The organism is Burkholderia sp. AU30198 (assembly GCF_020419825.1).
Lineage (GTDB): Bacteria > Pseudomonadota > Gammaproteobacteria > Burkholderiales > Burkholderiaceae > Burkholderia.
Window position 1 is genome coordinate 115,411 of sequence record NZ_JAIZSA010000015.1, and the last position, 22,321, is coordinate 137,731.

Here is a 22,321-nt window from a genome sequence, read left to right on the forward strand (position 1 = left end):
CATCCAATCCCGATCCGCATGACGATCCCCCGCATCAAAGGATTCCTCGTCGCCGCGCTGCTGACGCTCGGCATCGGCAGCACCTTCGCCGCGACCTGCGGCGACACGCCGGCTTCGATCCGCTGCCCGGACACCGCCGGTCTTCCGCACGACATCGTCGCGCAGCTTCCCGCCGGCTACGAAGCGCTGGATGCCGCGTCGGGACGACTGACCGACAGCGCCCGCATCGGCTATGTCGTCGTCGCGCATCAGCCCGACGATTCGATGCGCAAGGCGTCGCTGCGTCCGCTGCTGATCTTCCTGCCGGGCCAGGACGGGCACTACCGGCTGGCGGCGCGCAACGACGCCGTGATCATGAAAGCCGACGAAGGCGGCATGGGCGACCCGTATCTCGATGGCGTGGCCGACAACGCGCTCACGATCGAACCTCGCACCTTCACGGTCGAACAGGGTGTCTTCGCGGGGCCGAGCCACTGGCGCGACCGCGTGACGTTTCGCTACGACGTCGCGCATCACACCTGGGTGTTCCATCGGGAAGTGATGCGGAACTGGCGGCCCAACGACGACCCGGACGGCGATGCGCTGAAAGCCGACCCGGTGCGCGTCACGCGCGCCAATGCCGCGAAAGCCGTCACGTTCGAAGCATGGCGGCCGAGTTACTGGTGTGATGCGGCCGAGCGGCGCGACACCGATCCGGCTTGCAGCAAGCCGCATTGACGGCGACGCGACGCGACGCGACGCGACAAGGCAAGGCACCCGCACGCCACGCGGATCGACCGGCGCGGCATGCGGACATGGTCAGCCTCGCCGGTCGACTCACCACCAGTTACTGCAGCCAGACCCCCACATACGCGGACGATGCGCCCGCGCTGCCGCGCTCGACCAGCACGTAGCGCGTCATCCCGTACGCCGTCTGGTAACGATATGCCGACAACACGGTGTTGCCCGGCTGCCCGCCGAGCGACACCAGCGGCGTGCCCGTCAGCGCCCCCGTCACCTGCGTGGCCGGCACCGAGATCGTCTGCGGCGTCGAGCCGCCGTTCGCAACGACGAAGGTCGCGCCGCCCTGCCCGTCGAACGACAGGTAGTTGCCGGTCGTCGTCGCGGGGCTCGTGCCGCCCTGCAGGCAATCCTCGTAGTAACGCGTAAACGACACGCCGACGAGGTCGGACGCCTGCGTCACCGGCACCGCGTCGGCGGGTACCAGCACGTCGGTCGACTTCAGGTACGACGACCCGGTGCCCTGCCCCGCGATCGACTGGCACAGCATCGCGACGGCCGGCAGGTTGAAATCGGTTGCGCTCGCATCGAACCCGTTGGCCGCCGCGATATTCGAACCCCACGTGTAGTTGCCGCCGACGCTCGTGAACGCCGACGCCACCTGCGGGCTGCCGAACGACACCGTGCCCGCGATCCCGCCGCCGGAAACGCCCGATGTGCCCGAATCGAGAATCGACCCGCGCAGGCTCGTCGTCGATGCAAGCGGCTGCCGGTAGTTGAAGTCGAGATAGCCGACCGTCGTGTTCGCCGGCGCGACCGACGACGCGAGCGGCGCCTGCGCCGTCACGCCGCTGACCGCCGCCGCGCCGCCGTTGTCCGATGCCGTCGTCGAGAACTTCTGGCTCGTGCTGGTATTCACGTAAGTCACCGACGGGTTGTCGGCCGTCGGACGGATCAGCCCGAGATGGTCGAGCACGGCGTCGACGAGCTGGTGGTTCGCCTGGAACGGCGTCGTGATGGGATCGGTGCTCATCCAGTCGATGCCATAGGCGGACGGCGGGAACATCGTCTGCAGGTCGGCCGTGACGTTCGCGTAATAGCCCTTGAGCTGCGCGTCATCGAGCGTCTGCAGCGAATCGGTCAGCGTGCGCGTGATGCCGCTCTTCGCGATCGTGCCGAAGAAAATGCCGGTCGTGAGCGGCGTCACGTTCATGTTCGACACGATGCCCGAGCCGACGTACGGCGACACGAGCAGCCCGTCGGCCGTCTGCGCCTCGATCAGGAACGGCGACGTGCAGTGGATGTTGTGCATCACGTAGGTGCCGTCCGCCGCACTCACGGCCGAACCGCACTCGCTGCCGTCCGCTTCGTACGCCGTGATCGTCGCGTTGCCGAGCGGCGCGCCGGTCGCGACCGTGCCGCTCAGCGTCGTCGTCACGTTGCTGTTGCCGCTGTTGTTCGACGACGGCGTGCTGCTGTCGCCACCGCCGCCGCATCCGGCCAGCGCGCCGAGCAGGGTCGTGCCGGCGAGCAGGCCGGCCAGGGTCTGTTGTTTCATCGTGGTCTCGCTCTTGTGGTGGTGAAAGGATGTGAACGACGAACCGGGTGCGACGACGTCGGCGCCGGCAAGCGATGCGCGAGCGACAGCGGCACGCGCGACGGCAGGCACTTGCCGTGCGCGCGGCCGCTGCGTTCAGGCCGTCAGGTCGCGCGGGTCCGGCAACAGGCCGGCCGGGCCGGGCCTGTCGGGCAAAAGTCGGAATGGCATGAAGACCCCGCGGTGTTGTTGTCGTATTGATCGGGATCGTAGGGCCGGCGCGCGGGCCGGACAATCGCTCGACGGATCGATGTCGCCATCAACCCGTGAGCGAGGGGGCCTCGCTTCGCGGTTCAGCGCGTGGGTGCGGGCGACAGGTTCAGTGCGGAGAAGCGGATCAGTTCGGCGTTGTTGTCGAGGCCGAGCTTGCGCTTGATGTTGGTGCGATGCGCTTCGACCGTGTTCGCACTGCGGCCGATCCGCTCGGCGATCTGCTGCTTCGTCAGCCCTTCGCCGATCATCCGCAGGATCTCGATCTCGCGCGGCGACAACGCGGCGAGCGGCGTGGTCGGCTTCGCGGCCTGGCCGCGCGCGCGGCGCAGCAGGTTCTGCTGCACTTCCGGCGGGAAATACGGCACGCCGCGCAGCACCGAGTCGATCGCGTCGAGGATCGTGCGGCTCACGTTCGCCTTGTTCACGTAGCCGAGCGCACCTGCCAGCGCCGCCGGTTCCGCATACGCGGCATCCGAGTGCATCGAGATGCAGACGACCGCCGTGTCGGGATACGTCTGCGCGATCGTCTCGATCAGCCGCAGCGCAAGCGTGTCGCCGAGCATCAGGTCGATCACCGCGATGTCGGGCCGGTGCGTGCGCACGGCGTCCAGGCCGTCGCGTTCGTTGCCGGCCTGCGCGACCACCTGGTAGCCCGGCACCGAATGCAGCAGCGTCGCGAGGCCTTCGCGAACGATCGGATGATCGTCGACGAGCACGAGGGTCTGGTTCATCGGTCAGTTCACTTCGACGGTCATGCCGCCGGTTTCGTTGGTCAGGAAGCGCGCCTGCAGGCCGAGCAATTGCGCGCGCGAGCGGATGCTGCGCAGCCCGAGGCGCGAGGCCGGCTGCGCGGCCGGATCGATGCCCGGCGCGAAACCGGTGCCGTTGTCGTGGATCGACAGCGCGACGCGGCCGTCGATGTCGCACAGCGCGACTTCGATCCGCGTCGCACGCCCGTGCCGCAGCGCGTTCGAGATCGATTCCTGCACGATCCGGTACAGGTGCAGCGACGCGTCCGGCGACAGCAACTCGGTATCGTACTCGACGCTCAGGTGGCAGCCGCCGGCGGCAATGCGGTCGACATCGCCGCACAGTTCGCGCAGCGCGGCCGCGAGATCGTGCGGCGATCCGTCGAACGGCGACAGCCCGCGCGACAGCGTGCGGATCGTCTCGATGCCGTCCTCGACGATCGCCGATACCTTGTCGATCACCTGCTGTGGGTCGTCCGCGCCGTCGCGGCGCGATTGCGCGAGCGTGCTCAGCATCAGCGACGCGCCGGTCAGCTTCTGGCCGAGATCGTCGTGCAGCTCGCGGCCGATCTGCTGGCGCTCCCGCTCGCCCTGCCGCGTGAGCTCGCGCTCGGCACGCAGCTGCGCGTCGAGCAGCGTCGACACCTGGTGCTGCGTGCTCGCGAGCGACACCGATTGCTGCGTGACGGTGTCGGACAGCCGGCGCTGTGACACGAGCAGCAGGTAGATGATGAACGCGCTGGCCAGGCTGATCGCGCTGCCGAGCGCATAGCCGATCGCACGGAGATGGCGGCCGATTACGTCCTGGAAGTGGCCGGCCGGCACCGCGATGTCGAGCACGAACTGCCGGCCGGCGACCACGAACGTGCGGCGCTCCGTCATCGTCGGCTTGCCGGACAGCGCGTCGTTGTCGTACGCGAACAGCACGCGGCGCCGCACATCGGCCACTTCACCGGGCTTCGCCACCGTGTGCAGCCGCAGCGACACGAACTGCCAGTCGTCGTCAGGCACCGCCTCGCGAATCAGCGAACGGACCTCGACGAAGATGCCGGCCGACCCGATCGCGCGCGACAGACGCTCGGCGAGGGGCGGCACCTCGCCGCCGCGATAGACCGCGAGGCGAATCCCGAGGCCCGGGCCGACGTGTCCGTCGAGTTGCGCAACGCCGACGCCGGACGTATAGGGCTCGCCTGTCCGGTTCGTCTCTTCCGCGACATTCCAGCCGAAGTTCACGGCAACGTCGCGCCCGATGTAGATCGCGGTATAAGGCATGTTGTAGCGCAGGACCGCCCGGAACGGATGCGGCGTGCTCGCGGGAAACACCGTGAAATCGGGTTTCCGCAGCCGCACGCGCATCGTCTGCTCGTATTGCCGCGTGTCCGCGGTCGCAACGTAGTCGCAGTAGTTGATCATCTGGAGCGCGGGGAAACGCCGCGCCAGGTGCAGCGACGCGACGTAGTCGGTGAACTGCTGCTGCGTCGGCTCGCCGACGACCGACCACAGCCCGCGCACGCCGGACAGCACGTCCACATAGCGCAACAGTTGAACCTGGATCTTGTTGCTCGTATCGGTGACGAATTCGCCGAACTTCAGGTCGGCCGCGGCACGGGCGCGCGCGTCGAGCTGGACGACGACCAGGTGCGTGACGCCGAGCAGCAGCATCAGGACGATCGCGGCGATCGCGAGCGGATGGCGGGTAGCGCGCCGGATCATGGCGGATAGCGTTGCGTGGTGATCGGGCGAACGCGCCGGGGCGGCCGCCGTGCTGGTTCGATTGTCGTCATGCGTACCGGGCGCATCGACGCCTGGCCGCGTGTGGTCTCGCCGCATTCTTACCGACCCGTGGCCGGCTGGCAAGGCGGGACTTCGTTGCGATTTGCTTACGTCGCAGGTAATCGACGCGCGTCGCCCGCGCCGCGATCATGGCTCCATCGACGCACGAACCGCATCACGCCAAGGAGCCCGCCATGACCGCCTACGCCATCGCCCACCTGCACGACGTCGAGATGTGCGACGACATCGTCGAATACCTCGAACGCATCGACGGCACGCTCGCGCCGTTCGACGGCCATTTCGTGATTCATGGCGCGCGGCCGGAAGTACGCGAAGGTGTGTGGCGCGGCGACCTGATCGCGATCGCGTTTCCCGATCTCGACACCGCGCGCGCATGGTACGAATCGGATGCGTACCGGCAGATCCAGCCGCTGCGTGCCCGACACGCGAGCGGCCCGCTGATCCTGATCGACGGCGTCGACGAGCCGCACAAGGCGACCGACATCCTGCGCTGATCGGCCACGCCGGCGGCGCTTACGACGCCTTGCGCTCCATCGGCTCGCCGACGACGAACCCGCCGCCCTGGAACCGCTGCGCGGGATCGTCGTAGTCGGCGGTCGGCGCCGTCACCGGGAACAACCCGACGAACTGCTCGGAACTGTCGCGCGGGCGGAAGCCGAGAAAGCCGGCCTTCGTGTTGTCCCACCACTTCACCGGGTTGTCCGACGCGCCGTACACGATCGCGTGCCCGACGCGGTTCGTCAGCAGCGAGCAGCGCACGAGCTCGATGAAGTCGCGATAGCTGAGGAACGTCACGAGCATGCGCGGATTCTTTGGCACTTCGAACGAAGAACCGATCCGCAGGCACACCGTCTCGATCCCGAAGCGGTCGAAGTAGTAGCGCGACAGCGATTCGCCGAAGCACTTCGTCACACCGTACAGGCTGTCGGGGCGCAGCGGCGAATCGGCGTCGAGCACGTCCGTGACCGGATGGAAGCCGATCGCGTGGTTCGAGCTCGCGAACACGACGCGCTTCACGCCGTGCTTGCGCGCGGCTTCGTACAGGTTGTACGTGCCGGTGATGTTCGCGCCGACCAGATCGTCGAACGGCGCGTCGACCGAAATGCCGCCGAGGTGGACGATCGCGTCCACGCCGTCGACGAGCTGCATCACCGCGGCCCGGTCGGCCAGATCGACGACACGGGTTTCTTCATGCGCGGCCGCGTCGCCGAGCGTCGCGATGTCGCTGACGCGCACGACGTCGGCCCAGTCGGCGAGCGCGCCGCGCAACTGGCGGCCGAGGTTGCCGGCCGCGCCCGTCAGCAGCAGGCGCCCGAACGGTTTGCGCGTGCCGGTGGATGAGGCGTTCATTGAGTCTCCTTGAATCTGACCTGAAATCTGACTGAATCGGAAAACGTTTTCCAACTATACGCGGGAGCGTCGCCGAACGTCAATGCTCGAACCCGTCCGCAGCCATCCGCACTTTCCCGATATAGCCGCGTGGCCGCACGCCCCCTTTTTCTGCCACAATCTGGCGTTATCGAACGAAAACGTTACCCTGCCGATGAAAAAAGTTTCCCCGACGATCCGCGACGTAGCGGCGGAAGCCGGCGTGTCGGTCGCGACGGTATCGAAGTACGTGAACGGCACGCAGCGCTTCTCGCCGACCGTCGAAGCACGGCTCAAGGAGGCGATCGACCGGCTCGGCTACCGGTCGAACCCGCTCGCGCGCTCGATGATCACCGGGCGCACGCGCACCATCGGCCTCGTGATCCTCGACATCAGCAACCCGCACTTCACGAACGTGGTGAAAGGCGCGAACCGCGTCGCGCTGCAGCACGACTACACGCTGCTGCTCGTCGATACCGAGGAGAACCAGACGCGCGAACGCTCGCTGATCGAAGCGCTCGCGCAGCGCGTCGACGGGCTGATCGTCAGCACGCGGATGCCGGATGAAGAAGCCGGCTGGATGCTCGACCTCAACAAGCCGCTCGTGCTGCTGCGGCGCAGCCCCGGCCTGCCGATTCCGAGCGTCGGCATCGACAACCGGCTGTCGACCTACATGCTCGCGCGCCATCTGCTCAATCTCGGCCACACGCGCATCGCGTATCTCGGCTTCGGCACCGCACGCGTGAACGACGAACGGATCCAGGGCGCGCACGATTGCCTCGCGGAAGCCGGGCTCACGCTCGACGTGCACGATGCGCATGCGCCGACCGCCGAAGCCGGCGAGCGCGCGTGTTCGCGCGTGATGCTCGGGCCGCAGCGCCCGCAGGCCGTGATCTGCTACAACGACCTGATCGCGCTCGGCTTCATGAAGGAAGCCGCGTCGCTCGGTTTCCGGCTGCCGCAGGATGTGTCGGTCGCGGGCATCGACAACGTGCCGTATGGCGAATACGCGGCGCCCGCGCTGACGACCGTCGATATCCAGAGCGAGAACATGGGCGAGCTCGCGATGCAGAAGCTGATCGATGCACTCGCAGGGCGTACCGATGCGAGCTATTCGACGTTCGAGCCGCGGCTGATCATGCGTGCGTCGACGGCCGCGGTCGGCTGAGCGCCCTGCTCCGCGCCTTCCAAAGAAAACGCGCCGCCCTTGGGCGGCGCGTTCGTTTGCGGATACGCGATTACACGATTACACGATCGAGCGATTGAGCGATCGCCCCGTCACGCGTCGAGTTGCGCAGGCTTCATCTTCGGCGTGAGCACGTGCATCACGCCCAGCGCGATCAGGTAGGCCGACGCGCCGATCGCGAACAGCACCCAGTAGTGGCCCGTGCGCTGCAGCACCTGGCCGATCACTTCCGAGAACAGCACGCCGCCGATCGAACCGGCCATCCCGCCGATGCCGACCACCGACGCCACCGCGCGGCGCGGGAACAGGTCGGACGCCGTCGTGAACAGGTTCGCTGACCAGCCCTGGTGCGCGGCGGCGGCGAGGCCGACGATCAGCACTGCGGCCCACAGGCTCTGCACCTGCGACACGAACGCGATCGGCAGCACGCAGCATGCGCAGATCAGCATCGCCGTCTTGCGTGCGCCGTTCACGCTCCAGCCCGCACGCAGCAGCATCGACGACAGCCAGCCGCCGCCGATGCTGCCGACCGTCGTCAGCGCATAGATGCAGACGAGCGGCAGGCCGATGTGCTGCATGTCCATCCCGCGCGATTCGTTGAGCCACTTCGGCAGCCAGAACAGGTAGAACCACCACACCGGATCGGTCAGGAACTTGCCGATCAGGAACGCCCACGTCTCGCGCTTGCGGATCAGTTCGCCCCAGCGCGGCGCACCGGCATTCGCGTTCGCCGCGTCGAGCGCTTCCGCTTCGTCGCGCGGCTCGTTGTACTCGGCGGCGAGCGCGCGCGTATCGGCCTGGCGATAGAACACGAGCCACACCGCGAGCCACACGAGGCCGATCGCGCCGATGATCACGAACGCCGCGCGCCAGCCGTAGGCCACCGCGATCGCCGGGATGATCGCCGGTGCGAACACCGCGCCGATGTTCGCGCCCGAGTTGAAGATGCCGGTGGCCAGCGCGCGTTCGCGGCGCGGGAACCACTCGGCCGTCGTCTTGATCGCGGCCGGGAAGTTGCCGCCCTCGCCGATCCCGAGCAGCGCGCGCACGAACGCGAAGCCCATCACCGAGCCGACCACCGCGTGCAGCATCGCGGCGATGCTCCACACCAGCATCGCCAGCGCATACGAAATGCGCGTGCCAAGCCGGTCGACGATGCGCCCGAAGCCGAGCAGGCCCAGCGCATAGAACGCGGAAAACGCCATCACGATGCGGCCGTACTGCACCTGGCTCCAGCCGATGTCGTGCTGGAGCATCGGCGCGAGCAGGCCGAGGATCTGCCGATCCATGTAGTTGATCACGGTCGCGAAAAACAGCAACGCACAGACGGTCCAGCGGTAGCGGCTGGCGGCAGCGCGCACGGCGCCGACGACGGCAGATTGCATGAATGTCTCCGATACGCGGCCGCGCCCGTCGCGCCGCACGATGTTCGTTGACCGGCGACCGGCGCCGGGGCGGACGGTGGCGCGCTGTCGCGCACGACCGATTCCGCCGATCAATCTGGAAAACGTTTTTCAAAGGATAGGGCGTGTGCCGGCGCCCTGTCAGTCGGGGATTTCGATGAGTCATCTCAAATTGGTCACAGCAAAAGAGACGACTGTTTCGTGGCGTGGCATTAACCGTTTTTCCCGGATTTTCCCGACGGGCGCGCGCGAGGACGGCCGCCGATACACATGTCCGATTCCAGCCAGAATCGGGGGCCGGGATGGTTTACAGTCGCCCCATGCGCCTCGATCCCGACACCTGCTACGACGCCCTGCTTTCGCGGAACCGCCGCTTCGACGGCTGGTTCTTCGTCGGCGTGGCGACGACCGGTGTGTATTGCCGCCCCGTCTGCCCGGTGAAGCCGCCGAAGCCGCAGAACTGCAGCTACTACCCGACCGCCGCGGCCGCCGAGAAGGCCGGCTTTCGACCCTGCATGCGCTGCCGCCCCGAGCTCGCGCCGGGCCACGGGCAGCTCGACCTGTCCGGCAATCTCGCCGACGCGGCCGCCACGCTGATCGAGGACGGTTTCCTGAACGCCCATTCCGTCGATGCGCTCGCGCAGCGCGTCGGCGTGACCGAGCGCCACCTGCGCCGGATCTTCGGCGCGCAGTTCGGCGTGTCGCCGGTCGAATTCGCGCAGACGCACCGGCTGCTGATGGCCAAGCGGCTGCTGACCGATACCGCGCTACCGGTGGCCGTCGTCGCGTCGACGGCCGGGTTCGGCAGCGTGCGGCGCTTCAACGACCTGTTCCTGCAGCGTTACGGCCTCAATCCGCTGCGGCTGCGCAAAGGGGCCCGCGCATCGGCCGATGGCGACATGACGTTTCCGCTGCCGTACCGGCCGCCGTTCGCATGGGACGACCTGATGCGCTTTCTCGCGCAGCGGCAGATCGACGGTGTCGAGCGGATCGATGCGCAGGGTTATGCGCGCATCGTCGACATGCCGAACCGGAACGGCAACGGCGATAGCGGGCGCGTCGCCGGCTGGTTGTCCGTTACGCACGTACCGCAGCGGTTCGCGCTGGCCGTCACCGTATCGCCCGCGCTGACGCCGGTCGTCCCGGCCGCGCTCGCACGTGTGCGGCGGCTGTTCGATCTCGACAGCCGCCCCGACGTGATCGACGCGCATCTCGGCGAACTCGCGAGCGGCTCGCCGGGCCTGCGTGTCCCGGGCGCGTTCGACGGCGTCGAGATCGCGATCCGTGCGATCGCAGGCGAACGGCTGGCGACGATGCATGCGGGCACGCCGGTGCTGGCGCGCATCGCCGAACGTTTCGGCACATCGGTGGACGGCGCGCCGCCGGGCCTCGCGCACGCGCTGCCCTCCGCCGCGACGCTGGCCGCCCTGCCGCCTTCCGCCCTCGAAACGATCGGCATTGCGCGCGACGCCGCCCAGGCGATCGTGTCGCTCGCCCGCACAGTCGACGACGGCACGCTCGCGCTCGAACCGATGGCGCCGCTCGACGCGACGCTTGCCGCGCTGCGCGCGCTACCCGGCTTCGACGAACGCGCGGTGCAGTACGTCGCGATGCGCGCGATGGCCTGGCCGAATGCGTTCCCGGCCGACGATGCGTGGCTTCCCGCCCGCACCGAACCCGCCCGTGTGCCATCATCCCCGCCGCATGCGGCGCGCTGGGCGCCATGGCGCGCGTATGCCGCACTGCACGTGTGGCGCCTTCATGGAGATGTGTTGCGATGACTCCCGCTCACCTGATTCCGAGCCCGCTGGGCGACATCGCCGTGCGCATCGAGGACGATGCGCTGACCGGCCTGTACTTCGTCGGCCAGAAATACTTCCCGCCCGTTGCGATCGTGACCGAGGCGGACGCGCGCGCGATGTCGCCGCTTGCGCGCAAGGTCGCGGAAGAAGTTGCCGAGTACTTCACCGGCACGCGCGAGACGTTCTCGGTGCCGATTCACTTGCGCGGCACCGCGTTTCAGCGACGCGTATGGAAGGAACTGCTCGCGATTCCGTTCGGCGAACTCGTGACGTACGGCGACATCACCGAGCGCGTCGGGTTGCCGATGAGCGGCGCGCGCGCCGTGGGCGGTGCGGTCGGCCGGAACCCGGTGTCGATCATGGTGCCGTGCCATCGCGTGGTCGGCGCATCGGGCAGCCTGACCGGCTATGCGGGCGGCATCGATCGCAAGCGCGCACTGCTGTCGCTCGAAGGCGCGGGGTTCGAGCGCGGCGCCCACCATCCGGTGCAGCAGGCGCTCGCGTTCTGAGTCGTGGTGTGCCGCCGCGTCACGCGTTCAGCACGGGCCGGCGCGCTTCACGCTTCGCATAAGCGCCGGGCGTCACCTGGAATTTCGCCTGGAACAGCGCGATGAACGACGACGTCGAGTCGTAGCCCAGTTGCGCGGCCACCGCGCCGATCGGCTCGCCGGCATCGAGCAGCGGCAGCGACGCCAGCAGCCGCACCGCCTGCCGCCATTCGGTGAACGACAGCCCCGTGTCCTGCCGAAACAGCCGCGACAGCGTGCGCCGCGTCGCGCCGACCTGATGGCCCCATTCGTCGAGATTGCGCGTATCGCCCGGATACGCATGCAACGCACGCGCGATTTTCAGCAGACGCGGATCGCGCGGCAGCGGCACCGTCAGCGGCGCCTGCCGCATCCGTGCGATCCGGTCGGCGATCAGGCAGACGAGCGCGCCGTCCGGCCCCGTCTCGTCGTAGTTCACCGGCAACTCGGCCGTGGCGATCACCAGCTCGCGCAATAGCGGCGTCATGCTGAGGATCGCGCAATCGTCGTGCACGTCGTCGCGCGCGATCGCGGCATCGAGATACAGGCTGTGGAACGCGACGCAATCGCGCGTCGACACCGCATGCGGCACGTGCGGCGGAATCCACATCGCATAGTGCGGCGGCAGCAGGTGCCGGCCCGACGGCGTCGACACCTCGAGCACGCCGCTCGTCGCGTACATCAGCTGCGCCCACGGATGACTGTGCGCGTCGATGCTCACGTTGCCGGGAATCCCGAACGCGCGCACGTACAGCGGCCTCGGCAGGCGCGCCATCGGCGGCACCGCGTAAGGGTCACCCGATTGTCCCGCCAGCAACATAAGACGTCCTCCGAAGGTCATTGCACGAACGAGCGCGATGCTACCGTGGCGGCTCTTCTTTCACACGGCTTCCGTTCATGAGCGCTCATACCCGCACCACCCGCAAGACCGTTACCGCGATCCGATCGACCAAGGGCATCGGCAGCCTCGTGTCGCTGACCGCGTATTCCGCGCCGATGGCGAAACTCGTCGACGAGGTGGCCGACGTGATCATCGTCGGCGACTCCGTCGGCATGGTGCTGTACGGGATGCCCGATACGCTGCGCGTCACGCTCGACATGATGATTGCACACGGTGCGGCCGTCGTGCGCGGCGCCGCGCAGGCGTGTGTCGTCGTCGACCTGCCGTTCTCGACGTACCAGGAATCGCCCGCGCAAGCGTATCGCTCCGCCGCGCGCCTGCTCGCCGAAACCGGCGCGCAGGCCGTGAAGCTCGAAGGCGGCAGCGAGATGGCCGACACGATCCGCTTCCTGACCGAGCGCGGCATTCCGGTGATGGCGCACATCGGCCTCATGCCGCAGCAGGCCAACGCGACGGGCGGCTTCCGCGCGCAGGGGATGGACCCGCGCTCGGCCGCGCAGGTGTTCGACGCCGCGTGCTCGGCCGAACGGGCCGGCGCGTTCAGCGTCGTCGTCGAAGGCACTGCCGAAGCGCTCGCGCGCCATATCACCGAAACACTGACGATCCCGACGATCGGCATCGGCGCATCGCCCGCGTGCGACGGGCAGGTGCTCGTGACCGAGGACATGATCGGCGCATTCGATGCGTACACGCCGCGCTTCGTTAAGCGTTATGCCGATGCGAATGCGGTGATGCGCGATGCGATCCGCCAGTATGCGCACGATGTGCGGCAGCGCGTGTTTCCGGAACCCGCGCATTGCTTCGGGTATGGCAAGCCGCTGCAATTGGTGGGCGCGGCTGACGCGGCTGCGTGATGACGTCGCGAATGCATTCGCGAACGCTTTGCGCACAATGGTGCGATCACTTCATGCGCGCTTGCGCATCGCATGCGTGACCCGCGCGTTCGCCTCGAATTTCGCGCGATGCGTCGAGAAAAACGTCCGCACGTTGCGGACGTTCGACGCGCCGGTGAACAAACGTCGCGCGAATTCATCGTATTCGGCGACGTCGGCCAGATCGGCCACCACGACGAAATCGGGCCCCGGCGACACGCGATAGCACTGCGTGACGGCCGGCTCCGCGCACACGTACGCTTCGAATGCGTCGTAGTCTTCCGCTGTCTGGCGGTCGAGGCTGATCTCGATCAGCGCAGTGACGGCCGTACCGATCGCCACCGGATCGAGCACCGCGACCTGCCGGTGGATCACGCCGGCCTCCGTCAGCCGCCGCACGCGGCGCATGCAAGTGGGCGGCGACGACAGCGCGCGCTCGGCCAGTTGCAAGTTCGACACCGACGCGTCGTCCTGCAGGATCGCGAGGATGCGCCGGTCGAGATCGTCGAGGGTGATGCCGGCCATCGGCGGCTCCTTCCGGTCAGGGCGTGAAATTTAATTTCAACATGATAGACGATATCTCATTAGTTTCATTTGTGCTTGTATTTTGAAATTTAATTCCATTTAGGCAGTTCTACTATCGCTCTCACTGATCCAGACAGGACATTTACGGAGCGCGATATGTGTGGAATTGTCGGGGCGGTCGCCCAGCGGGACATCCTGCCGAACCTGGTCGACGGCCTGAAGCGGCTCGAATACCGCGGCTACGATTCGTGCGGCGTCGTGGTCTACCGCGACCGGGCACTGGCGCGCGCTCGCAGCGTCGATCGTGTGGCCAACCTGCAGCGCGAGATCGCCGAGCAAGCGCTGTCGGGCTACACCGGCATCGCGCATACGCGCTGGGCCACGCATGGCGCGCCCGTCACGCTCAACGCTCATCCGCACTTCTCGCCGAGCGACGCCAATGCGCGCATCGCGCTGTCGCACAACGGGATCATCGAGAACTGCGATCAACTGCGCGCCGAACTGCAAGCGCACGGCTACGTGTTCGCGAGCCAGACCGACAGCGAGGCGATCGCGCACCTGATCGACCACCTGTATGACGGCGATCTGTTCGATGCGGTCCGGCGCGCGGTCGCGCGACTGCGCGGCAGCTATGCGATCGCGGTGATGTGTCGCGACGAGCCGCACCGGATCGTCGGCGCGCGTGATGGCATGCCGCTCGTCGTTGGCGTCGGCGAAGGCGAGAATTTTCTGGCGTCGGATGCGATTGCGCTGTCGGGGATTACCGATCGCATCGCTTACCTCGAGAACGGTGATGTTGCCGATATCCAGCTGCATCGCTACTGGATCGTCGACGCAGCCGGCCAGCGCGTCGAACGCGCGGTGCAGCGGGTCGCCGCGCATAGCGGCGCGGCCGATCTCGGGTCCTATCGCTACTACATGCAGAAGGAGATCTTCGAGCAGCCGCAGGCGGTGGCCGATACGTTGCTCGATGTGTCTTCGATCATGCCGGAGTTGTTCGGTGACGGTGCGTGGCGGGTTTTCAATGACGTCGATTCGGTGTTGTTGCTCGCGTGCGGCGGGAGTTATCACGCGGCGCTCACCGCGAAGTACTGGATCGAGAGCATCGCAAAACTGCCGGCCACCGTGGAAATTGCGAGCGAGTTCCGCTATCGCGACAGTGTGCCGAATCCGCGCACGCTCGTCGTCGCGGTGTCGCAAAGCGGTGAGACGGCCGATGTGCTCGGTGCGGTGCATGTCGCCAAACGTATCGGGATGATGCATACGCTCGCGATCTGCAACGTCGCGACGAGTGCGTTGATGCGGGAATGTGCGCTGCAGTTCGTGACGCGCGCAGGGATCGAGATCGGGGTGGCTTCGACGAAGGCCTTTACGACGCAGCTCGTTGCGTTGTTTCTGCTGACGTTGTCGCTTGCGCAGGTGCGCGGGCGGTTAAGCGACGACGAGGAGAAGGAGCATCTGCGTGCGCTGCGGCATCTGCCCGATGCGATGTCGAAAGTGCTCGCGCTGGAGCCTCAGATCATGGCGTGGTCAGAGTTGCTCGCGCGACGCGACAACATGCTGTTTCTCGGGCGCGGGATGCATTATCCGATCGCGCTCGAGGGCGCGCTGAAGATGAAGGAGATTTCGTATATTCATGCGGAGGCTTATCCCGCTGGGGAGTTGAAGCATGGGCCGCTGGCGCTGGTGAGTAACGAGATGCCGGTGATTGCGGTTGCGCCGAACGACATGCTGCTCGAGAAGCTCCGGTCGAACATGCATGAGGTCAGCGCGCGGAATGGCCGGCTTTTTGTGTTCGCGGATGTGGACTGCGGGCTGGTGCCCAGCGAGGGGATTGAGGTGATTCGGCTCAATGAGTACTACGGGCCGCTTTCGCCGATTCTGCATACGGTGCCGATGCAACTGCTCGCGTATCACGCTGCGCTGGCACGGGGGACGGATATCGATAAGCCGCGGAATCTGGCGAAGTCGGTGACGGTGGAGTGAGGGTCTCCGGATCAGCGATTCGGGTCGGGCATGACGACGCGCAGCGCGAGAAGTTTTCCGGAATGACTTGCCCGCATCGCAGCCGAGCAACGATCAGGCTGACGTCGCCCTGTTTCCGCAGCAGCACAATCCGGCCTGACGTGGCGGCGCCGCCGTGTGTCGCGGAGTCACCCGCGACCATGCTCCCGCCGATACTCCGCCCGAGTCTTCCCCGCCAGCTTGCGGATATCGCGCGTCAAGCGAGCCTGATCGAGATACCCGAGAGGGCATGAGCCAATTCCCCGATATCGACCGGCTCGCCGCCGGCGAGCCGGTCGGTGGCCTCATGCAATCGGTATCGACAGATCACCCGCTTCGGCGTCACGCTCACATCGCTGGAAAAACGCTGCTGCAGCGTGCGCTCGCTCAACCCCGCACGCTCGAAATGTTCCGTTGCGGAGCCCCTTTACCGGCCAAAGACTCGCGCAAGAAACCCGCTATTTCGAGAGACTCAGCTTCTTCAACAAAACCGCACCACTCGCCGGACTCACGAGCGAAATGGATTCGATATCCAGGTACAACCTCGAAGTCCTCGTCGTGATGTCGGTCGGCTCGTCGTTGCTCGGCTCGGCGTGCTCGATGTGTTCGGTCAGGTACGGCCGGACCAGGCGCCCGGAAAGAGCGAACACGAACCCGCCATGCGTTTGCGCGTACGCAGCGGGTGACAGCCTCACGCGGCCGCGCACGGTGGACTTCCTGCCTTTTCCGGGATCGAGTTCGATGATGTCGATCTGCTGGATATAGCCTTTTGCCTTCGCCTCGGGTGCGATCACCAGCCCTCGCCCTCGCGGCCCGGTAATGACCTTTCTGAGCAGGATGCCTGTCCGGCCTTCGCCGTCGGCGTCGATCAGGTCGACGTCCACCTTCAACAGATGCTTCTGCGACTCATATCGCAGCCCGTACGACACCGGCACCAGGAAAGTTACCTCACGATCCAGGTTGACCGCGGCCAGGTCGGCGTTCTGGCCATGCTTGTCGGCCACGCCGGGGATCAGGCTGCGGACGCGATCGCTCAGGTTCGGGGACGCGCTTTTGACGTGCAGCTTCTCCAGTGCCTCCCGAATCGCAACCGGATCGTCGCCGACAATCGGCCGCGTGAGCGACGTGTTGGCCGAAACGGCAGGCGCGACGCTCGCCGTTTCGTTGACATTGTCGGCCGCTGCACGCGTCGCGCCTGGGGCCAGAATGATCGCCACGGCGACGACGCACGCGACATTCAGACGGCCCAACATGGATTTCCGGGGAAACACGACAAACTCCTGATTTTCTGGCGGATCGGTCGACTATGAGATCGGCAGGATCAAACGATCGGTAACGTACCAACCGTTCGGGTTCACCGATCGCCTGCGCGACACATCATAGGTTCATTGTCAGTTCGGCGGCAGGCCGGCGCGCCACACTATCGTATTGCCCAGACTACAACAATCCACGACAAGCGAGCAGCGGCGCGACGGGCGGGGGCAGTGACATTCAGTTGCCCGTCGCGAAACCGCAACCTCACTCCTGCCGATCCTCCGGCCTGTATTCCGCCGGCGCCTTGCCCACCCGCTTGCGGAAATCGCGCGTGAAATGCGCCTGATCGACAACCCGAGCGCATGAGCCAGCTCCGCGAAATCGACCGGTTCGCCGCCGATCGAACACCAGATTCACGCACGGATACACTCCGTCGGGCTCTATGCATTGACGGGTGCTCAGCGCGGCGAGGAAATCTCCGGGCGGTCGAACGCGTCGCTCAAGAGTTCTGACTACCAGATGACACTGGCACTTTAGTTTTGAAGGCTACGTCTCCGAAACATGTCGAGGAAGTCGTATGTGAACTCTCGTTAGCTTGGCTGGCAGTGAGAAACGTTCAAGCTCAGGGGCGACAGGGCGCACTGCCATCGCCTAACAACCGCTCGCCGACGCCTTCTCGGAAGCAACTGACCCACCCCGCACGAAATGATGCTCCACCCTCGTTCGGAGCACACCATCCAGCGCGGCAAGCCGTTCGCGCACTCGAACCGCCTGCCCTTCCGTCATTTCCCCGAGGACGATTTTCTGCTCGAGAACGTCCCCACAGCGGGTGATGGCCCAACGGTCAACCGTAGCAGTTTCACCTTCCAGTACAGCCGCCGCGGTCGAGACGATGCCTGGATTCCGTCTCGACACGAGATGAACCGTATGCGTCAGCGTGAAACCGGGAAGGAAGTGTGACCAGTCTTCACAGACTGCCGGGCGGGAAGCGGAGGAAATTTGACGCATGGTTGCTCCGGATGAGTGGTTATCGAACCGGTGCCAGCCATGCTGCTCCCGTTTCGTTGCCGTAAATCGGCCGCATCGCCTCGAAGGCGTCCACCTTGCCCGGGAGGGCAGGTTGGCGTCGGATAGTCCGACTCTGGATGCTTGACTTCTCACGTTCGACATTCCGAACGTTGGTTCATTATACCGAAAAACAGGCGTTGGGCAAGAAGTGCCGGGAGAGCGACTCTTCCCGGCTCACGCGCCCGGGGGAACCCGTGGACGTTCAAGTTTGCGGACGGCCGGCAGATGCAGTCAGACTGGGATGACGCAACAAAGGAAGATGCGGAATGACCCGGTGTGCTGGCCTGGCGCGCGACGACAGCTACGCGATCATCAAATGGTCAATCATCTGCCGCCCACCGGCATACAGAGTAGTTCGATATAGCAGCAACGCTAACGCGCCGCACCTTCCTGGCTGTAGTAAAGGCTCTCGCCACACTGGCCACAGAAGTGCTCCCGCATGAACGTGTGCTGCATGATATTGCGGACATGAACTCGGTCGTTGCCACAACTGCGGCACACGACTCGATTTCCGCGCATCGCGTCAGGGTACGTGGCCCGATACCACTGGTAGTTTCTTGCGCGCATGTGCTTGATGCGTCTCTGGTTCGAGTACACAATTAGCGCACTCAAGACGATCAACAAAAGCAGAAACATCAAAAAATAGCCGTTCATCGCCTACTCTCCGAGGATGAAGTTCATTTTTTTGACGAAGATACTTGGCTGCACGGCTCACGAACTGGCGTCGCGCGACAACCTCAGGATTCCCGGTACGAAAACCCTCGTGCAACATCACAACCAGCACGAGGGCTCGCCCACCCTCACGCAATGTACTTGTTCTTGATCCGAATATCCCGCCCTTGAAACGGCCCCGTATCGTGCTCATGCACATGCACGATCACCTGCTTCGAATCGAACAACCTCGACACCTCGCGAAAATCCTGATTCACGCGTTTCATCCCTTCGAACACCTCGCCGTGCAGCGCCGCATCATCAAGCTGCACCGCCCCATTCCCCGAAGCCCGTTCGAGATGGACATGCAGGAAGCTCGTCAACTGCGCATCCTCGGTCGTCGCGAGCTGGAACGTGCTGATCGCGTCATGCAGCACCGGCGACGCGGACAAAACCTGCTCGATATCCGACGGGAACACTTTCGAGCCATAAAACGGCACGCTCGAATCGTTACGCCCGTACACGAACAAAAACGGAAAATGGCTGGTGCGTGACGCAAAGTCCGTCAGGCGCATGCCATGTGCCGACAGGCGCTTGTTCAGCTCGCGGAATTTATACGTCCCGCCCGAATCGCGAATGTTGTACCGAATCTTCGGCGCCGCACCGGACTGCCGCCCGATGGTCACCAGCAGCTCACCATCATCATTCGTCTCGATCACGTAATCGAGCGCGTTGTACTGGAAGATCATCGGCGGCGTATCGCGGCCAAACAGTTCGCGGCACAACTCGGGGCGACTCAGCAACGCACGCCGCAGGCCGATCGTCGTCGGCGTCTCGACGCCGATGTTGATCTCGAGGTCCGACGCGCCATACGACGAAATCACCGTGCTCGCCTTGCGCAGCAGATGGTCGCGCAACGCTTCCGACAGCCCTTCCCCGCCGACGATGAAATCGATGTGATACGGCGTCAGGTCGAGGTCGCATTCGTCGACCACCGAGCGGATAAACGGCGGGTAGCCGAAGATCAGGTACTGGTACTTCGGCCCGAACAGCTTCAACGTGTTGACCAGCTTGGCCTTGTCCGGGCCGATCGACTTCATGATGCCGACGTCGACGAGCGACATCGATACGTTCATGCCGGTCGCCCAGGGCCCGAGCGCAAAGCAGTTCAGCAGCATCTTGCCTGAGTCGCGAAACACCAGTTGATAGTTCAGCTGCAGGATGCGCTTGACGTCGCTGCGTTCGGCCGCACTGCGCACCCAGTTGTTCGGCTGGCCGGTCGATCCCGACGATTCGTCGATGACGACGCCCGACTTCGGAATCGCGCCGCCATAGCAGCGCTGCTCGATCGAATAGCGCTTGATGTAGTTCTCCTTGGTCATGGCAGGCAGGTCCGACAGCCGCCATGTGCCGCCGGCCTTGTAGCCTTCGGCCTTCAGGAACTCGATATACGCCGGGCACGACGCGCTCGCCTTGAGGAACGCGACGCGGGCACGCATGCGGCCGACATAGGCCAGATAGGGCTGAAAAATCGGCGCGTTGAGGAACACATAGAGACGTCCGTCGACGCTGATCACGCGACGAAGGAACCAGAGCGTCCAGAGGATGGCTTCGAGGAAGAGGCGAATGAGCGTGTTCATGCGGATCTCGGCGTGTGGAACGGGGCCGGCGCGTCGACGAGGATGTCGGCAAGCGCCCTGCGTTGGCTCTGCGGCGGCGTACGCGAATAGCCGACCTTGAACACGAGCCAGGCCCGGTCGACGCCGGTATGCGCGCTGAACCACGCGGCGGCATCGGGGTTCGTGACCAGGTTGCCGTACGGATGCAGGTACAGGCCGAGGCTCGTCAGCGCGAGCCAGAAGCGCAGCAGGAAACGGCCCGATTCGATCGCGTTCTCCGGATTGAAGAAATCGCCACTCAACACGCCGATCGCGGGTACGTGGCCCAGTTGCGACCGATAGCGGCGCTTGAAATAGAAGCGCGTCGGCTTGAACATCAGGATCTTCGACAGACGCGCGGACATCCAGAACTCCGCCCGCGACAGGTTCATGCAGCGCCAGTCGAGACCGTCGCGATGCAGGGTCGTCGAACGCTCGGTGAAGCGAAACCAGGCGGTGATTTCGTCGTGGTAGTCCGCGACGTTCATGTCATGGAACACGGCGTCGATGTTCGTCGCGATGATCGGCTCGATCCGTTCCGCACCCGACAGGTGCGTATATCGATGCCCCCATTCGTCGGCCAGCGCCGCCAGTTGTGCGACGGCCGCGTCCGGTACCTGTGTCGGTTCCATCGAAACGCGCGACGTGCGGCGCGCCAGCATCAGCGCGGACGGATCGTCGCGCGACGCGTTCGCGTTCGCCTGGGGCACGAACCGCAATGCGGCGAACGGTATCAGCCCCGGCTGCGTCGGCTGCGACAGGATGGCCGCGAATGCCTGCACCGGGCGATGCAGTTGCCATTCGACACGCAAGCCGTGCGGCGCCGCGAGCAGATCGATCGCGTCGATGAACATGCCCATCGCGGACAGCAGGAACGCCCCTGTCGTGTCTTCCTTCGGCAGCGTGCGCGTGCCGTCGATGAACAGTTCGGCGTAATCGTCCGAGATCAATTGCACGCGCCATGGCTGAACGTTGTGCGGCGACGGTGCGTGTCGGGCCACGGTCAGGATCGTGTGCCAGACAGAAAAATCTTCAGCGGGAATCCCCGGCATATCTCGTGGCTTCCTTGTTGTTGTGCGGCTGATTGCCGTTGTGGCGCGAGAACCGGCCCCTCTCAAGACCGGGTGAAGCTGTGCGCATCTTACATGAGGGCCGGGGCGCCCTCACGGATGCCCGGGCGGCCTCACTGCTTCGCGTCGTCGCGCCGGTATTCGGCCGGCGCCTTGCCCACCAGCTTGCGGAAGTCGCGCGTGAAATGCGCCTGGTCGAAATAGCCGAGCGCATGCGCCAACTCCGCCAGATCCACCGCCTCGCCGCTGGCGAGCTGGTCCGCCGCCTCATGCAGCCGATACCGGCAGATCACCCACTTCGGCGTCACACCTACATGGCCGGAAAAGAGCTGCTGCAGCGTGCGTTCGCTCACGCCGGCACGTTCGGCCAGGTCACGCACCTGCGTGAGCCCGATGTCCTGCTGCAGCATTTGCAGAATGTCGTGGATGCGTTCGACCTGCGGATCGGGTGGCGGCAGCACCCGCAGCAGCAGCGACTCCGCGGCCGACACCATGCCGGCGTCGTCCGGCGCACCGAGCACCGCCTCCTCGGCTTCCGCATCGCTGCCACCCAACAGCGTCGACACCGGCAGCACCTTGTCGGTCATCAAGTGCACGGGCTTGCCGAAGAACGCGCGAAAGGCGCCGGGCCGGAAGCGCACGCCGATCACGCGCCCCGTATCGGCCAGCGTGGTTTCGAACGCACCGGACACCACCCCGAAGATGCCCGTGCGCCGCCGGTCGAACACCAGGCTCACGCACGGATACGGCAGCGTGCGCTGCACATGGGGCGGCTGGTCGCGCAAATCCCATTCGACGATCCAGTGGTGATCCAGCACGCCGGCCAGTTCCGCACACGGGAAGTAGCGATTCAGGCGGAAGCGCTGCCGGGCAGCCTGTGGGCCGACCACGCCCTTCGGGGTATCGGTCACCTTGCGCAAGTCGGACATGATGTGGACGGTAGCGGCGATGTCACGATG

General features: G+C 65.7%; 21 protein-coding genes and 1 riboswitch. Of the genes, 8 read left to right on the top strand and 13 right to left on the bottom strand.

Annotated features, from left to right (window positions below):
• The first annotated feature begins 18 nt into the window (after positions 1–18).
• The gene (locus LGN19_RS28410; RefSeq protein ID WP_226218398.1) at positions 19–717 is read left to right on the top strand and encodes a hypothetical protein; all 699 of its coding nucleotides are present in this window, start codon (positions 19–21) and stop codon (positions 715–717) included.
• Positions 718–826: 109 nt separating this feature from the next.
• Here the strand turns inward: LGN19_RS28410 and LGN19_RS28415 are convergent, their stop codons facing one another.
• The 3 genes from LGN19_RS28415 to LGN19_RS28425 all read right to left on the bottom strand — a co-directional run bounded on the left by LGN19_RS28415 (position 827) and on the right by LGN19_RS28425 (position 4,992).
• A complete protein-coding gene (locus LGN19_RS28415) occupies positions 827–2,278 on the bottom strand; it encodes a hypothetical protein (protein ID WP_226218399.1) in 1,452 nt (483 codons plus the stop codon).
• A gap of 332 nt (positions 2,279–2,610) precedes the next feature.
• Complete coding sequence (locus LGN19_RS28420; protein WP_226218401.1) at positions 2,611–3,261, bottom strand: response regulator; 651 nt, start codon at positions 3,259–3,261, stop codon at positions 2,611–2,613.
• A gap of 3 nt (positions 3,262–3,264) precedes the next feature.
• Positions 3,265–4,992: a histidine kinase gene (locus tag LGN19_RS28425; protein WP_226218403.1), complete on the bottom strand. Its 1,728-nt coding sequence runs from the start codon at positions 4,990–4,992 to the stop codon at positions 3,265–3,267.
• Positions 4,993–5,246: 254 nt separating this feature from the next.
• Here LGN19_RS28425 and LGN19_RS28430 point away from each other — a divergent pair, with 254 nt between their 5' ends.
• Complete coding sequence (locus LGN19_RS28430; protein ID WP_226218404.1) at positions 5,247–5,567, top strand: DUF1330 domain-containing protein; 321 nt, start codon at positions 5,247–5,249, stop codon at positions 5,565–5,567.
• 19 nt (positions 5,568–5,586) lie between these two features.
• Here LGN19_RS28430 and LGN19_RS28435 read toward each other — a convergent pair whose 3' ends face one another.
• On the bottom strand, positions 5,587–6,423 hold the full coding sequence (locus LGN19_RS28435; protein WP_226218406.1) for an NAD-dependent epimerase/dehydratase family protein: 837 nt from the start codon (positions 6,421–6,423) through the stop codon (positions 5,587–5,589).
• An 82-nt stretch (positions 6,424–6,505) separates the two neighbouring features.
• On the opposite strand from LGN19_RS28435, the gene LGN19_RS28440 reads away from it, so the two are divergent.
• Positions 6,506–7,609, top strand: a complete 1,104-nt coding sequence (locus tag LGN19_RS28440; protein ID WP_226218407.1) for a LacI family DNA-binding transcriptional regulator — start codon at positions 6,506–6,508, stop codon at positions 7,607–7,609.
• 110 nt (positions 7,610–7,719) lie between these two features.
• Here LGN19_RS28440 and LGN19_RS28445 read toward each other — a convergent pair whose 3' ends face one another.
• Positions 7,720–9,012, bottom strand: coding sequence for an MFS transporter (locus LGN19_RS28445; protein ID WP_226218409.1), 1,293 nt, complete (start codon positions 9,010–9,012; stop codon positions 7,720–7,722).
• Positions 9,013–9,332: 320 nt separating this feature from the next.
• Between LGN19_RS28445 and LGN19_RS28450 the strand changes: the two genes are divergently transcribed.
• Both LGN19_RS28450 and LGN19_RS28455 read left to right on the top strand, forming a co-directional pair.
• Entirely contained in the window at positions 9,333–10,811 is a 1,479-nt protein-coding gene (locus LGN19_RS28450) for a DNA-3-methyladenine glycosylase 2 family protein (RefSeq protein ID WP_226218410.1), read from the top strand.
• Positions 10,808–11,341 (top strand): methylated-DNA--[protein]-cysteine S-methyltransferase, encoded by a 534-nt coding sequence (locus LGN19_RS28455; protein ID WP_122948754.1) that lies wholly within the window; start codon positions 10,808–10,810, stop codon positions 11,339–11,341. Before LGN19_RS28450 ends, LGN19_RS28455 begins: the two co-directional genes overlap by 4 nt.
• A gap of 19 nt (positions 11,342–11,360) precedes the next feature.
• Here LGN19_RS28455 and LGN19_RS28460 read toward each other — a convergent pair whose 3' ends face one another.
• Positions 11,361–12,179 carry an AraC family transcriptional regulator gene (locus tag LGN19_RS28460; RefSeq protein WP_226218412.1) on the bottom strand — a complete coding sequence of 273 codons (819 nt, stop codon included), beginning with the start codon at positions 12,177–12,179 and terminating at the stop codon, positions 11,361–11,363.
• A 77-nt stretch (positions 12,180–12,256) separates the two neighbouring features.
• On the opposite strand from LGN19_RS28460, the gene panB reads away from it, so the two are divergent.
• A complete protein-coding gene (gene panB / locus LGN19_RS28465; RefSeq protein ID WP_226218413.1) occupies positions 12,257–13,114 on the top strand; it encodes a 3-methyl-2-oxobutanoate hydroxymethyltransferase in 858 nt (285 codons plus the stop codon).
• 51 nt (positions 13,115–13,165) lie between these two features.
• On the opposite strand, the gene LGN19_RS28470 is transcribed toward panB, so the two are convergent.
• Positions 13,166–13,657 (bottom strand): Lrp/AsnC family transcriptional regulator, encoded by a 492-nt coding sequence (locus LGN19_RS28470; RefSeq protein WP_226218415.1) that lies wholly within the window; start codon positions 13,655–13,657, stop codon positions 13,166–13,168.
• Between the two features lie 156 nt (positions 13,658–13,813).
• Between LGN19_RS28470 and glmS the strand changes: the two genes are divergently transcribed.
• Positions 13,814–15,643, top strand: a complete 1,830-nt coding sequence (gene glmS / locus LGN19_RS28475; RefSeq protein ID WP_122948751.1) for a glutamine--fructose-6-phosphate transaminase (isomerizing) — start codon at positions 13,814–13,816, stop codon at positions 15,641–15,643.
• Positions 15,644–15,878: 235 nt separating this feature from the next.
• On the opposite strand, the gene LGN19_RS28480 is transcribed toward glmS, so the two are convergent.
• On the bottom strand, positions 15,879–16,052 hold the full coding sequence (locus LGN19_RS28480; RefSeq protein WP_226218417.1) for a helix-turn-helix domain-containing protein: 174 nt from the start codon (positions 16,050–16,052) through the stop codon (positions 15,879–15,881).
• A gap of 67 nt (positions 16,053–16,119) precedes the next feature.
• Complete coding sequence (locus LGN19_RS28485; protein ID WP_413227245.1) at positions 16,120–16,932, bottom strand: hypothetical protein; 813 nt, start codon at positions 16,930–16,932, stop codon at positions 16,120–16,122.
• Between the two features lie 688 nt (positions 16,933–17,620).
• Between LGN19_RS28485 and LGN19_RS28490 the strand changes: the two genes are divergently transcribed.
• A complete protein-coding gene (locus tag LGN19_RS28490) occupies positions 17,621–17,875 on the top strand; it encodes a hypothetical protein (RefSeq protein WP_226218420.1) in 255 nt (84 codons plus the stop codon).
• Positions 17,876–17,965: 90 nt separating this feature from the next.
• Positions 17,966–18,069, bottom strand: a riboswitch (SAM-I-IV-variant riboswitch).
• A 286-nt stretch (positions 18,070–18,355) separates the two neighbouring features.
• Here LGN19_RS28490 and LGN19_RS28495 read toward each other — a convergent pair.
• The 4 genes from LGN19_RS28495 to LGN19_RS28510 form a co-directional block, all read right to left on the bottom strand.
• Positions 18,356–18,637, bottom strand: a complete 282-nt coding sequence (locus tag LGN19_RS28495) for a hypothetical protein (RefSeq protein ID WP_226218421.1) — start codon at positions 18,635–18,637, stop codon at positions 18,356–18,358.
• A gap of 146 nt (positions 18,638–18,783) precedes the next feature.
• Entirely contained in the window at positions 18,784–20,274 is a 1,491-nt protein-coding gene (locus LGN19_RS28500) for a phenylacetate--CoA ligase family protein (protein WP_226218423.1), read from the bottom strand.
• Positions 20,271–21,410 (bottom strand): nitroreductase family protein, encoded by a 1,140-nt coding sequence (locus LGN19_RS28505; RefSeq protein ID WP_226218425.1) that lies wholly within the window; start codon positions 21,408–21,410, stop codon positions 20,271–20,273. The genes LGN19_RS28500 and LGN19_RS28505 overlap by 4 nt, the downstream gene beginning before the upstream one ends.
• Before the next feature lie 65 nt (positions 21,411–21,475).
• Positions 21,476–22,291, bottom strand: a complete 816-nt coding sequence (locus tag LGN19_RS28510; protein ID WP_122949692.1) for a helix-turn-helix domain-containing protein — start codon at positions 22,289–22,291, stop codon at positions 21,476–21,478.
• Between the last annotated feature and the right edge of the window lie 30 nt (positions 22,292–22,321).